Origin of the sequence: Kitasatospora sp. CMC57 (assembly GCF_045866025.2) — a bacterium.
GTDB lineage: Bacteria > Actinomycetota > Actinomycetes > Streptomycetales > Streptomycetaceae > Kitasatospora.
In genome coordinates this window covers 1,011,368-1,024,416 of sequence record NZ_AP035881.2, presented here as the reverse complement: position 1 = coordinate 1,024,416, position 13,049 = coordinate 1,011,368, and the positions used below count along the sequence as shown (strand labels likewise).

Annotated in this window: 11 protein-coding genes and 2 tRNA genes; 5 read left to right on the top strand and 8 right to left on the bottom strand. The window is 72.0% G+C overall.

The window, feature by feature from the left end; genetic code table 11:
* Nucleotides 1-39 precede the first annotated feature (39 nt).
* Nucleotides 40-1,251: an aminotransferase class V-fold PLP-dependent enzyme gene (locus ACKUU6_RS04780; protein WP_407987169.1), complete on the top strand. Its 1,212-nt coding sequence runs from the start codon at nt 40-42 to the stop codon at nt 1,249-1,251.
* A gap of 34 nt (nt 1,252-1,285) precedes the next feature.
* Here ACKUU6_RS04780 and ACKUU6_RS04775 read toward each other — a convergent pair whose 3' ends face one another.
* Nucleotides 1,286-1,615 (bottom strand): ArsR/SmtB family transcription factor, encoded by a 330-nt coding sequence (locus tag ACKUU6_RS04775; protein WP_407987168.1) that lies wholly within the window; start codon nt 1,613-1,615, stop codon nt 1,286-1,288.
* A gap of 59 nt (nt 1,616-1,674) precedes the next feature.
* Nucleotides 1,675-2,049 (bottom strand): hypothetical protein, encoded by a 375-nt coding sequence (locus ACKUU6_RS04770; RefSeq protein WP_407987167.1) that lies wholly within the window; start codon nt 2,047-2,049, stop codon nt 1,675-1,677.
* Nucleotides 2,050-2,545: 496 nt separating this feature from the next.
* Between ACKUU6_RS04770 and ACKUU6_RS04765 the strand changes: the two genes are divergently transcribed.
* Entirely contained in the window at nt 2,546-5,428 is a 2,883-nt protein-coding gene (locus ACKUU6_RS04765) for a DEAD/DEAH box helicase (RefSeq protein ID WP_407987166.1), read from the top strand.
* A gap of 176 nt (nt 5,429-5,604) precedes the next feature.
* Here ACKUU6_RS04765 and ACKUU6_RS04760 read toward each other — a convergent pair.
* Both ACKUU6_RS04760 and ACKUU6_RS04755 read right to left on the bottom strand, forming a co-directional pair.
* Nucleotides 5,605-5,678: transfer RNA gene (locus ACKUU6_RS04760), tRNA-Trp, on the bottom strand.
* 4 nt (nt 5,679-5,682) lie between these two features.
* Nucleotides 5,683-5,754 (bottom strand) — tRNA-OTHER (locus ACKUU6_RS04755).
* 90 nt (nt 5,755-5,844) lie between these two features.
* Here ACKUU6_RS04755 and ACKUU6_RS04750 point away from each other — a divergent pair.
* Nucleotides 5,845-7,185 (top strand): radical SAM protein, encoded by a 1,341-nt coding sequence (locus ACKUU6_RS04750; protein WP_407987165.1) that lies wholly within the window; start codon nt 5,845-5,847, stop codon nt 7,183-7,185.
* Nucleotides 7,182-8,198, top strand: coding sequence for an aminotransferase class I/II-fold pyridoxal phosphate-dependent enzyme (locus ACKUU6_RS04745; protein ID WP_407987164.1), 1,017 nt, complete (start codon nt 7,182-7,184; stop codon nt 8,196-8,198). Before ACKUU6_RS04750 ends, ACKUU6_RS04745 begins: the two co-directional genes overlap by 4 nt.
* Before the next feature lie 15 nt (nt 8,199-8,213).
* Here the strand turns inward: ACKUU6_RS04745 and ACKUU6_RS04740 are convergent, their stop codons facing one another.
* Genes ACKUU6_RS04740 through ACKUU6_RS04730 form a run of 3 tightly spaced genes read right to left on the bottom strand, consistent with a single transcriptional unit; the run spans nt 8,214 to nt 10,852 of the window.
* Nucleotides 8,214-8,741, bottom strand: a complete 528-nt coding sequence (locus ACKUU6_RS04740; RefSeq protein ID WP_407987163.1) for a GNAT family N-acetyltransferase — start codon at nt 8,739-8,741, stop codon at nt 8,214-8,216.
* Nucleotides 8,742-8,794: 53 nt separating this feature from the next.
* Entirely contained in the window at nt 8,795-9,730 is a 936-nt protein-coding gene (locus tag ACKUU6_RS04735; RefSeq protein WP_407987162.1) for a 5'-3' exonuclease, read from the bottom strand.
* 51 nt (nt 9,731-9,781) lie between these two features.
* The gene (locus tag ACKUU6_RS04730) at nt 9,782-10,852 is read right to left on the bottom strand and encodes a cation diffusion facilitator family transporter (RefSeq protein WP_407987161.1); all 1,071 of its coding nucleotides are present in this window, start codon (nt 10,850-10,852) and stop codon (nt 9,782-9,784) included.
* Nucleotides 10,853-11,058: 206 nt separating this feature from the next.
* Here ACKUU6_RS04730 and chrA point away from each other — a divergent pair, with 206 nt between their 5' ends.
* Nucleotides 11,059-12,180, top strand: a complete 1,122-nt coding sequence (gene chrA / locus ACKUU6_RS04725; protein WP_407987160.1) for a chromate efflux transporter — start codon at nt 11,059-11,061, stop codon at nt 12,178-12,180.
* A 52-nt stretch (nt 12,181-12,232) separates the two neighbouring features.
* On the opposite strand, the gene ACKUU6_RS04720 is transcribed toward chrA, so the two are convergent.
* Entirely contained in the window at nt 12,233-12,937 is a 705-nt protein-coding gene (locus tag ACKUU6_RS04720; RefSeq protein WP_407987159.1) for a gamma-glutamyl-gamma-aminobutyrate hydrolase family protein, read from the bottom strand.
* Nucleotides 12,938-13,049: the final 112 nt, after the last annotated feature.

Here is a 13,049-nt window from a genome sequence, read left to right as displayed (position 1 = left end):
CGTGAGCAGGGGATGTCGGCTAGAAGTATGCAGTGTGAAATGTCACACATCATCAGCTGTACCGGGGAGCGGGAGACCAGCATGAGCGCCGAACCACCACGCCAACTGCCGGGGGCCAGTGCCCTGTTCACGCTGGATCCGGCCGTGATGCACCTCAACAACGGCAGTTACGGCGCGGTGCCGCTCCCGGTCCAGCGCGTCCAGGGCCGGCTGCGGGCGGAGCAGGAGCAGGACCCGGACGGCTTCTTCTTCGAGCTGCCGGACCGGATCGCCAAGGCCAGGGCCCGGATCGCCAGCGCCCTGGGCGGCCGCCCCGACCGGCTCGCCCTGGTCACCAACGTCACCGAGGGGATCGCCGTTGTCCTGGACTCGCTGCCGCTGGCGGCGGGCGAGGAGATCCTGGTCACCGACCACGGGTACGGCGTGGTGACCAGGGCGGCCGAGCGGCGGGCGGCGGAGAGCGGCGCCCGGGTGCGGACCGTCCGGCTCTCGGTGCACGCGCCCGACCAGGAGGTGGTCCGGGCCCGGATCCTGGCGGCGGTGGATGAGCGGACCAAGGTCGCCGTACTCGACCTGGTCAGCTCGCCGACCGCCCGGCAGATCGCCGACCCGGTGCTGCTGGCCGCACTGGCCGAGCGCGGCGTGACCACGGTGGTGGACGCCGCCCACGCCCCCGGCATGCTGCCGGTGGACCTCGGCGACCAGGCCGGCGGCGCCGACTTCTGGATCGGCAACCTGCACAAGTGGGCCTTCGCCCCGAGGGCCTCGGCGGTGCTCGCGGTGCACGGCGCGTGGCGTTCCCGGATCCGGCCGCTGATGTTCTCCTGGGAGCACGACCGGGGTTTCCCCGGCCGGGTCGAGTGGCGCGGCACCTGCGACTACACGCCCTGGCTGGCCGCCCCGGCCGGATTCGGCCTGCTGGAGCAGCTCGGGACCGACCGGGTCAGGGCGCACAACGAGGCCCTGGCGGCGTACGGGCAGCAGCAGTTGGTGGAGCGGGCCGGGCTGCGGGCACTGCCCGCGATGCCGGGGCTGGCGATGCGGGCGGTCCGGCTGCCGCCGGGGTGCGCGGAGAGCGAGCACACCGCGAAGGCCCTGATGGTCGGCATCCGGCGGCGGTTGGCCACCCGGGTGGCGATCCGGCCGTGGTCCGGCGGTGGGGTGCTGCGGATCAGCGCGCAGGTCTACAACCGGCCGGAGGAGTACCGGGCACTGGCCGCCGGGATCGGTGAGCTGCTGGACGGGCGCTGAGCTGCACGGGGAGGAACTCGCTCTTGACGCCCCGTCAGTCGGCGGCGGCACGGAGCTCGGCAAGCAGCTCCCCCCGGTCGGCGATCAGTTCGGTGAGGATCCGCCGGGCGGCCCGCATCAGGTCGGCCACGTCGCCGCCGGCCAGCGCGTAGACCACGGTCGAGCCCTCGCGGGAGGCGGTGACCAGACCGGCCCGGCGGAGCTGTGCGAGTTGCTGGGAGAGGCTGGACGGTTCGATGTCCAGCGCGACCACCAGGTCACGGACCGGCGTGGGCCCGGCCTGGAGCAGCTCCAGCACCCGGATCCGCACCGGGTGCCCGAGCATCCGGAACAGCTCCGCCTTGGCCTGGTACAGCTGGGGCACCGCAGCCCTCCCCTCTTCCGGATGCCCGTCTTCTTCCTCGGTCGGCGGCCGACCGCCGGTCAGAGTTCAAGGGTGGTCTCCAGCCGCCGGAGCTGGTGGCGGGCCATCGCCATGTTGGCCCGGGCCCGGTTGAGCGCGAGGTAGAGGAAGAGGCCGCGCCCGTTCGGCATGGTGAGCGGGCGGATCAGGTGGTACTGCGTGGTGAGGGTGATCAGCATGTCCTCGATCTCGTTGTCGTGCAGGTTGAGCATCTGCATGGTGCGCATCTTGGCCCGCACCAGGTCCGTGTTGCCCGCCGCGGCGACGTTGAGGTCCAGCTCGGCGCTGTCGCCGAGGGTCCCGAGCGCCATCCCGCTGTCGTAGTCGACCAGGGCGACGCCGATCGCGCCGTCGATGGCCATGGCTTCCTTCAGCGCGCTCTCCAGATTGGACATCGGGATCCTCCAGTCAGCGAGGCCCGCACCGGAAAGGCGGGCTCGGTGGGGACGACTGTAGGAAGCGGGACCGCGCCGCAGGCGATCCGTTCGGAATCGACCGAAGACGAGCGGTGGATGATCGTCCGTCATCGATTTGAAGACTTCTGCAACTGAGAAGCTGACCCGAAACGCGAGCTGTCGACTACACCCCGCACCCGACCCGCTGCCCGGAGTCGTCGCCTCCGGGCCGGCCGAGCGCCCCGACGGCCCGGCGCGACCGGGCGACCCGGCCGGTCGGCAACCGGGGCGAAAACGGTGCTGTTGATGTCGGTCCAGACGGGTAATGTCAGGCTGAGATGCTCGATCACCACACCAACCACAGCCGCTGCGCCCCCGGACCGGCCACCGCCGTCCGCGCCCCGCAGCCGCAGGCGTCGCCGTCTGCGCCCCCGTCCCGCCCGGCCGGTCCCCGGCACGGCAGCCAGCAGTCCCACGGGAAGAAGAGGTGACGCCGATGAACAGCGCCATGCCCGAAAACCCGGAGACCTTCGGCGCCCCCAGCGCCTCCGGCACCGAGGAGCTCAGCCCCGCCGAGGCGTACGCGGCCTTTCGCCGCCGGGCCAAGGAGCAGGCGAGCACGCTCTACGGCTTCCAGCAGCTGTACGACTTCGAGCTGGACGAGTTCCAGCTGGAGGCGTGCCGCGCCCTGGAGGCCGGTGAAGGCGTGCTGGTCGCCGCTCCGACCGGCTCCGGCAAGACCATCGTCGGCGAGTTCGCCGTCCACCTGGCCCTGCAGTCCGGCCGCAAGTGCTTCTACACCACGCCGATCAAGGCGCTCTCCAACCAGAAGTTCGGCGACCTGGTGAAGCGCTACGGCGCCGACAAGGTCGGCCTGCTCACCGGGGACAACAGCGTCAACGGTGACGCCCCGGTGGTCGTGATGACCACCGAGGTGCTGCGCAACATGCTCTACGCGGGCTCCTCCGCGCTGAATGGCCTCGGCTACGTGGTGATGGACGAGGTGCACTACCTGGCCGACCGGTTCCGCGGCGCGGTCTGGGAAGAGGTGATCATCCACCTGCCGGAGTCGGTGGTGCTGGCCTCGCTGTCGGCCACCGTCTCCAACGCCGAGGAGTTCGGCGACTGGCTGGACACCGTGCGCGGCGGCACCAAGGTGATCGTCTCCGAGCACCGCCCCGTGCCGCTCTGGCAGCACGTGATGGCGGGCAACCGGATGTACGACCTGTTCGCCAACCCCGACCGGGACGGCCGCCCCAAGGACGCGCCGCGCAACCCGGCCAAGGCGGTCAACCCCGAGCTGGTCCGGCTGGCCCGCTCCGAGGGCGACCGCGGCGGGCGCGACGACCGGTTCGGCCGGGGCCGGGGCCGCTCGATGCCCAACGGGCGTCCGAACCGGGTCTGGACGCCCGGCCGGGTCGACGTGATCGAGCGCCTGGACGCCGAGGGCCTGCTGCCCGCGATCACCTTCATCTTCAGCCGGGCCGGCTGCGAGGCCGCCGTCCAGCAGTGCCTGACCTCGGGGCTGCGGCTGAACCGCGACACCGACCGCGCCCTGGTGCGCTCGATCGTCGAGGAGCGCTGCGCCGACATCCCGGACGAGGACCTGCACGTCCTCGGCTACTTCGAGTGGCTCGACGGGCTGGAGCGCGGCATCGCCGCCCACCACGCCGGGATGCTGCCCCGGTTCAAGGAGGTGGTCGAGGAGCTCTTCGTGAAGGGGCTGGTCAAGGCCGTCTTCGCGACCGAGACCCTGGCGCTCGGCATCAACATGCCCGCCCGCTCGGTGGTGATGGAGAAGCTGGTCAAGTGGAACGGCGAGACCCACGCCGACATCACCCCCGGCGAGTACACCCAGCTCACCGGCCGGGCCGGGCGACGCGGCATCGACATCGAGGGCCACGCGGTGGTGCTCTGGCAGCGCGGTCTGGACCCGGAGGGCCTGGCCGGCCTGGCGGGCACCCGTACGTACCCGCTGCGCTCCTCGTTCCGCCCCTCGTACAACATGGCGGTCAACCTGGTCGGCCAGTTCGGGCGGCACCGCTCGCGCGAGCTGCTGGAGACCTCGTTCGCCCAGTTCCAGGCCGACCGCGCGGTGGTCGGTATCGCCCGCCAGGTGCAGAAGAACGAGGACGGCCTCGCGGGCTACCGCGAGTCGATGACCTGTCATCTCGGCGACTTCGAGGAGTACATGGGCCTCCGTCGGACGCTCAAGGAGCGGGAGAACGAGCTCGCCCGCGAGGGCACCGGCCAGCGCAGGGCCGCCGCGATCGAGGCGATCGAGGCGCTCAAGCCGGGAGACGTGATCCACGTGCCGACGGGCAAGTTCGCCGGGCTCGCCCTGGTGCTCGACCCCGGCCTGCCGCCGGTCAGCCGCTCGCCCCGGACGGTCCGTCACCCGGACTACCAGGACGGCCCGCGCCCGGTGGTGCTCACCGCCGAGCGGCAGGTCAAGCGGCTCGCGATGATCGACTTCCCGTACCCGGTGACGGCGGTCGACCGGATGAAGATCCCCAAGTCCTTCAACCCCCGCAGCCCGCAGTCCCGGCGGGACCTGGCCTCGGCGCTGCGCACCAAGGCCGGTCACCTGGAGCCCGAGCGGTTCCGCAAGGGCCGGGCGGCCGCCGCCGACGACCCGGAGATCGCCCGGCTGCGCGCGGAGCTGCGGCAGCACCCCTGCCACGGCTGCGACGAGCGCGAGGACCACGCCCGCTGGTCCGAGCGCTACCACCGCCTGCACCGGGACACCGAGCTGCTGGAGCGCCGGATGCGCTCCCGCACCCACACCATCGCCCGCACCTTCGACCGGGTCTGCGGCCTGCTCACCGACCTCGGCTACCTCAGCGGGGACACCGTCACCGAGGACGGCAAGCGCCTCGGCCGGCTGTACGGCGAACTCGACCTGCTCGCTTCGGAGTGCATCCGCGAGGGCGTCTGGGCCGAGCTCAGCGCACCCGAACTCGCGGCCTGTGCCTCGGCGTTGGTCTTCGAGTCCCGGCAGTCCGACGACGCGGCCGCCCCCCGCGTGCCCGAGGGCGCGAGCAAGGAGGCGCTCGGCCGGATGATCCGGATCTGGGGTCACCTGGACGCCCTGGAGGAGCAGCACAAGATCAACACGGCCGAGGGCGTCGGCCAGCGCGAACCCGACCTCGGCTTCGCCTGGGTCGCCTATCGCTGGGCCCTCGGTCACAACCTCGACCAGGTCCTCCGCGACGCCGACCTCCCGGCCGGCGACTTCGTCCGCTGGACCAAGCAGCTGATCGACGTGCTCGGCCAGATCCAGGACGCGGCGGGCGACGACACCAAGCTGCGGTCCACCGCACGGAAGGCGGTGGACGCGCTACGGCGCGGCATCATCGCGTACAGCTCGGTCGGCTGACGGGTTCGTTCTCGCATCTTCCCGTTCCCCAACGCCAGGGCCCCGCCCGGATTCGACTCCGGGCGGGGCCCTGGCGCTGCCACCTCGCGCACGGCCGGATCGCCGGACCCCGACAAGCGAGAGGCCCGCCCCGAAACGGGACGGGCCTGTCTGCGGCCACCGGGCCGCAAGTAGTGCACGGGCGGGAGGACTTGAACCCCCAGCCTGCCGTTTTGGAGACGGCTGCTCTGGCCAATTGAGCTACACCCGCACGATCCACCCGGCCGGACTTGAACCGGCGTCCCCCGCCTTGTAGGACGGTGCTCTGGCATCTGAGCTACGGGTGGTCGTTGGTCTTGATTCTGTGGCACGGCCCGCACCCGGTCCACAGGTTTTCCGATCGGGGCAGGGCAGGACCGTTCATGGATGATGACGGCATGAATCGTAGCGAGCAGCGCTTCCACGTCATCGTGCTGTCGAACTTCGCGAAGGGCTTCGACAAGTACGCCTTCGCCTACGGCAAGCAGGGGATTCCGGAGAGCACCTATCCCGACCGGTTCCACCTGCTGACCCGTGCGGAGTTGGGGATCGGCACCGCGAAGGCGGGACGGCTGCTGGAGCGGCTGGCCATCCCGGGCGACCGGCTGCTGGTGCTGGAAACCACGGCGGACCCCGGCGAGTTGGTGCCCAACGTGACGACCGGCCTCGGTACGGAACTGCACCAGGCTCGGATCCGGCTGTCAGCCGTGCACGAAGTCGGCCAGGCGGGCGAGGAGTTGACGCTGCACCCGACCACCGTCGAGGACGCGATGGCGGCCTCCCTGCAACTGCAGGAGTCGGCGCGGCGTCGCTACGCCGACCTGCGACCGCGTACGGTCTCGGTGCTGCCGGTCGCCTCCGCCTGCCAGGCCCGGTGCTCATTCTGCTTCTCGGCGGCTTCGATCTCCAGCGACCAGGCGCCGGCCCGGGTCCCGTGGGATGCGGTGGGCCACTGGCTGGAGCGGGCCCGTGCGGCGGGTGCCGAGCGGGCGGTGATCACCGGCGGAGGGGAGCCCACGCTCATACCTTTCGATCAGCAGCTGCGGCTGGTGGCGGCCTGCTCGGCGGCCTTCTCGAAGGTCGTCCTGATCACCAACGCGCACACCCTGGCGAAGGGCGGCCCCGCCGACCGGGCCGGCCGGCTGGCAGACCTGAGCGACGCGGGCCTGACCGTCCTGGCGGTCTCCCGGCACCACCAGGACGAGGCCGTCAGCGAGCGGCTGATGATGCTGCACACGCCGGTGAGTTCCGTGGTCGACACCTGGCGGGCGGAGCGGGACCGCTGGCCGGGGCTGCGGATGAGACTGATCTGCGTGCTCCAGCACGGCGGCGTGGCCGACGTGACCGGCGTCGCCGACTACCTCTCGTGGGCGACGGCCCTCGGCGTCGAGGAGGTCTGCTTCAAGGAGCTCTACGTCTCCACCAGCACCGAGTCGCTCTACTTCGACCGCGCCGCCAACCTATGGAGCCGGGAGCGCCAGGTCCCGCTGTCGATCGTCACCCGGTTCGCCGAGCAGCACGGCTTCGAACTGGCGAGCCGCCTGCCCTGGGGTGCGCCCGTCTACCACGGCAGGTGGGACGGCCGGCCGATACGGATCGCCGCCTACACCGAGCCCAGCCCGCTCTGGGAACGCACCCACGGCATCGCACGCAGCTGGAACGTGATGGCCGACGGACGCTGCTACGCCTCCCTGGAGGACCGGGCCAGCGAGATCGTGCCCGAGGGTGCAGCGGTATGAGGTTCGACGAGTTCCAGGACTTCCGGCAGCGGCAACTCAGTGCCTTCCCCACCGTGGTGGACGCCGCCGAGACCAACGTGTACCGGGCCCTCGCTCCGCTGCGCCCGGAACCGCCGGCCGACCTGGGTACGGTGCACCGGTGCGATCTCGCCCGGTCCTGGCTACGGCGGTTCGAGCTGCCGGAGGAGTGGTCCCGCCACACCATGGTCTGCCGAGGCGTCCGGCACGGGCTCGGTGTGGTGTTCCACTGGCTGCGCACCGAGCAGGCGCGGTTGTGGCTGCCCGGCGACGTCTACCCGGTCTACTTCGAGCTGGCTCGCGCTGCGGGCCTGGCGCCCGGGTCCTACCCGACCCTGCCGACGCCGGTCCTCCCCGGAGCGCCGGCGGACGACCGGCCCGAGTACCTGCTGCTCGCCAACCCCAGCAAGCCGCTCGGCCGGTACCTCTCCGATGCCGAATGCGACGCGCTGGTCTCGTGGTTGGTGGAGTCCCCGCGCCGCCGGCTGCTGATCGACAGCGTCTACGACCTGGGAGCCCCGTTCGCCGCCGGCACGCGGCGACTACTCGACACCGGCCGCGCGGTCCTGCTGCACTCGGTCACCAAGGGATGGCTGTGGCCCCGTACGTTCGGCGTGGTCCTGCTCGGCCCGGCGCAAGCCGAACTGGCCGAAGCGTTCCGGGCCGATCCGCCGACGCCCACTCAACTGAGGCTCGCCGACCGCCTGTTGACCGAGCACGGTGACCTGCCCCGGCAGGTCACCGACGAACTGGCCGCCCGGGCCGAGCGGCTGTTCGAACAGTTGCCGGACGAGGTGCTCGGGGCGGTCCCCGCAGCGAGCAGGACGTGTCCCGGCAACTACTTCTTCCCGGTCGGCATCCGGGCGGAGACGCTCCAGCGCGAGTACGGCGTGCTCGCGCTGCCGGTCGGCGTGTTCGGGGAGAGCCGCTGGCCGGGCTCCGTCCTGACCAGTCTCGCCGACGCTTTCGGCTCGACCGGCGGGGAAGCGCGGTGACACCGGGCGCCGGAATCAGCGCGAGCGGACCATGGCGGTGAGCCGGGGTGAGTCGGCCGAGGGAGGCTGGCTGTTGAAAGCCCGGTAGCCCCAGGTCCCGTACAGGGCCTGGACCTTGCCGTCCCCGGCGAGCGGGTTGACCATGAGGGTGGCCCGGCCTTCGGGGCGGTGGGCGAGGAGTTCGTCGTGGATGAGGCGGGCGGTACCGGTGCCGCGCCAGGCGGTGCGGACGCCGATCTCCCTGATGGCCAGCACGGAGCTGTTGGTGAAGCCGTCCGGTAGTGGTTCGGCCATCCGCGTCCAGTACCGGTCGGTGGCGTCGACGGTGGTGCCGTAGGCGTACCCGACCGGTACTTCGGCGTCGTAGCCGAGGACGAGTTCGAAGCCGAGCTCACCGAGGTGCTGGTCGAGGCGGTGGACGAACGCCTCGACGCCGTAGTTCGCCAGGTGCAGCAGGGGCGCCCGGACGTCCGCGTAGACGGCCAGCAGGTCGCGACGGGCCTGCACGGTGAGGTCGGTGTGGTGGCGGAGCTCGATGGTCACGCGGTCTTCCCCTGGTGTCGTCGGCGCAGCTGCGGGCCGGTGAGAGCGGCCCCTCAGCCCTGCTTGCCGGCCTGGGCGAGGGTGTCGAGGAGCCGGGTGAGTGGGGTGCCGAGGCCCCAGCGGGTGGCGAGGGCTTCCAGTGTCATTGGGTCGAGGGGCTCGCGGGGGAGGGCGGGGTCGAAGGCAGGGAGGGCGACGTCGGTGGCGACACGGACCACGGTGGGGGCGACGTCCAGGTAGGCGGCGCCTCCGAGGAGGTTCTTGCGCCGGGCCGGGGTGAGCTTGGAGAACGGGTCGGCGGCGGCGGCCCGGATGCCGGCCAGGTCGCCGTACTCGTGGATGAGCTGGGCGGCGGTCTTCTCGCCGATGCCCTTCACACCCGGCAGGCCGTCGCTCGGGTCACCGCGCAGGGCGGCCATGTCGGCGTACTGGGAGCCGGTCACGCCGTACTTCTCGCGCAGGGCGGCCTCGTCGATGACCTGGGCCTGGCCGACGCCCTTGACGGGGTACAGCACGGTGATCTCCCGGGCGTCGTCGACCAGTTGGAACAGGTCACGGTCGCCGGTGACGATCTGCACCGGGCCGGTGGCCCGTGCGGTCAGGGTGCCGATCACGTCGTCCGCCTCGTAGCCGGGGGCACCGATCCGGGCCAGGCCGAGCGCGTCCAGCACCTGTTCGATCACGGGGACCTGCGGCGCCAGGGTGTCCGGGATCTCCTCCTCGCCCTCGACCGTGGGCGCCACGGCCAGCCGGTGGGTCTTGTAGGTGGGGATCAGGTCCACCCGCCACTGCGGCCGCCAGTCGGCATCCATGCAGGCCACCAGCTGGTCCGGGCGGTGGTCCTGGACCAGCCGGGCGATGAAGTCCAGCAGGCCGCGCACGGCGTTCACCGGCTGCCCGTCGGGGGACTTCACGGAATCCGGCACGCCGAAGTAGGCGCGGAAGTAGAGACTCGCCGAGTCGAGCAGCATCAGCCTGGGTGCGGTCATGGCCCCGATCATGCCGCACCCGGCTGACGGAGTCTCAGTGGCACGGCGCGTTCAGTGCCGGTGCGGCCCGCTCCGGTGCACCGGACCGTGCGAGTCGCCGCAGTGCTCCGCCCCGGCCGCCGCTGTCGCCTCGCCAGCCTCCACCGCCGAACGCCCTATCGCCAGCAGCTCCTGCCCCAGCTCCTCACCGACGTGGTCGACCTGGAGGGTGGCGTGGGTGATCCGGTACTCGTCCCGCAGGGTGCGCTGCAGATCGCGCCTGACGGCGTGGCAGTCGCCGCCGGGGGCCACCAGGATGTGCGCGGAGAGGGCGGGCTGGCCGGAGGTGATCTCCCAGATGTGCAGGTCGTGGATCTCCTCCACCTGCGAGGAGTCGATCAGGCGGTCGGCCACGGTGTCCGGGTCGATTCCGGCCGGTGCGGCCTCAAGGAAGATCCGTCCGGAGTCCCGGACCAACCCTGTGCCCGCCTTGAGCATCAGCGCCACCACGATCAGCGAGGCGATCGCGTCCGCCTGGGCGAAGCCGGTGGTCACGATCACCAGACCGGCCACCGCAGTGGCGATGAACGCGTACAGGTCGGTCAGCACGTGCTGGAAGGCACCCTCGACGTTCAGCGAACTGCGGTTGGCCTTCGACATGCACCAGGCCGCCGCGATGTTCACCACGATCCCGACCAGCGCGGTGACCAGCACGAGGGAACCCGTCACCTCCGGCGGCTCGAACAGCCGGGTGACCGCCTCGTAGGCGAGCCAGGCGGCGAGCAGCAGCAGGGTGATCCCGTTCGCCTGCGCGGAGAGGATCTCGGCCCGCTTGAGCCCGTACGTGTACCCGCCGCGCGCCGGACGCTGGGAGAGCCGCATCGCGATGAGCGCCAGGACGAGCGAGGCCGCGTCGGTCAGCATGTGCGCGGCGTCCGAGATCAGCGCGAGCGACCGGGCGGCGAGGCCGACCATCACCTCCCCGGCCATGAACACCACGATCAGGGTCAGCGCGCTGAGCAGCCACTTGCGGTCGGCGTCGGCGGAGATGGCGTGTGAGTGGCCGCCGTGGCCACCGTGTCCGCCTGATCCTGATCCTGATCCGTCGTGGTCGTGGTCGTGGTCGTGCTCGTCGTTCGACATCGAGATCCTCTCCCCGAACGCGCAGGAACCAGGGCGTAGCCGCCCACCGGAAGTGAACCGCAGATCGGAGGAAGATCCAAAGGCTGCACTGGTGACCGTTGTCGTTCCCGTCGGCCACCCTCCGCTACGCCTCCCCGGACGTTCATCAACCGGTCGGCCGTCTCCGCTAGGGTCACGCCGGGCCATCGGTGAACAAAGGAGCGGACGTGTCGGACCATCAGGAGCGGGTCACGCTGCTCACCATCGCCCGCGAGTGGGGCCGGATCGGCTGCACCGGCTTCGGTGGTCCGCCCGCCCACATCCTGCTGCTCCGGCGGCTCTGCGTGGAACGGCGCGGCTGGCTGCGCCCGGACGAGTTCGAGGACGGCATCGCCGCCACCAACCTGCTGCCGGGACCGGCCTCCACCCAGCTGGCGATCTTCACCGCCTGGCGGCTGCGCGGCGCCGCCGGGGCACTGGTCGGCGGCGCCTGCTTCATCCTGCCCGGCCTCGCCCTGATCCTGGCGCTGGCCGCGCTCTTCCTGGCGGGCGACCCACCGTCCTGGGTGCTCGGCGCAGCCGCCGGAGCCGGGGCGGCGGTGCCGGCCGTGGCGGTCCAGGCCGCCGCCGCCCTGGCGCCCGGCAGTCTGACCAGGGCGGGTACGACCCGGGCGGGCCGGGCGCGCTGGGCCGGGTACGCGCTGAGCGGCGCGGCCGCCGCGATGCTGGCCGGCCCCTGGCTGGTCCTGGTGCTGCTGGCCGCCGGTCTGGCCGAAGTCGCCGTCCGGGGAGGGCGGTTGACGCTCCCTCTGCTGCTCGGTGCGCTGCCCGCGGCCGGCGGCCTCGGCGCACTGTCCTGGGTCGCCCTCAAGGTGGGGGCGCTCTCGTACGGCGGCGGCTTCGTGATCATCCCGCTGATGCGGTACGACGCGGTCGAGCGGTACCACTGGATGACGGACGGTCAGTTCCTGAACGCCGTCGCCCTCGGCCAGATCACCCCAGGACCGGTCGTGCAGACCATTGCCGTGGTCGGCTACGCGGCCGCCGGGCTGACGGGCGGCCTGCTGGCGGCGCTGATCGCCTTCGCCCCGTCGTTCCTGTTCGTGCTGCTCGGGGCCTCCCACTTCGACCGCCTGCGGGCCGACCGGCGCGTCCAGAACTTCATGACCGGGGCCGGCCCCGCCGTCACGGGAGCCATCGCGGGCTCGGCCGTCCCCCTCGCCCTCGGTCTGCAGCTGCCCTGGCAGTACGTCCTCCTGGGCCTGGCCCTGCTCTGGCTCCTGGCCGCCCGCCGCTCGGTTGTGTCCTGCCTCCTGCTCGCCGCCCTGGCCGGAGCCCTGCTGTTCTGACGGCCGGCCGCACCACCCCGGAGCCCTGGGTGGTGCATCCCGGCCCCAGGGCCTAGACGACCGCAGGTACCCGCGCCGCCTCGACCAGGGCCTGCATCACGCGGAGGTCCGTCCCCTGCTCCGGGTGCCACTGGACGCCTAGGACGAAGCCGGTGCCCTCGATCGCCTCGACGGTGCCGTCCTCCGCGAGCGCGCTGACCACCAGCCCCTCGCCGAGGACGTGGACCGCCTGGTGGTGCGCGGTCGGGACCTCGATCTCCGGCTCGGGCAGCAGCTCCGCGAGCCGGGTGCCCGGCAGCGGCCGGACCGGGTGGGAGCCGTAGCGGTGCGCGCTGGGCAGGTGGCGCTGGCCGTCCTCCAGGTGCTGGACCAGGGTGCCCCCGCAGACCACGTTGAGCAGCTGCATCCCCCGGCAGACGCCGAGCAGCGGCAGGCCGGCGGCCAGTGCGGCCCGCAGCAGCGCGGCCTCCCAGAGGTCCCGCTCGGGCGCGGTGGCCCGGGTCTTCGGGTGCGGCAGGGCGCCGTACAGGGCCGGGTTGACGTCGGGGCCGCCGGAGATCACCAGGCCGTCGAGCCGGGCCAGCAGGCCGGGTGCGGTCTCGGGCGCGTCCGGCGGCAGCAGGACGGCGGTGCCACCGGCGCTCTGCACCTGCTGCGGGTACCGCTCGGGGAGCAGCACGGCCTGTTGGGGGTCCCAGGGCCCCCACGTCGCCTCGTTGAGGTAGGTGCTGACTCCGATCAGGGGTCTGTTGGTCATGGGCGGGATTCTGCACCGTGGGAGCCCGTGGCGGCGGCCGATTCGCCGTCAGGTCGCCCGGTCGCCGAGGGTACGTCAGGTCGCCGTCAGGTTTCTTACCGGAATCTCATCG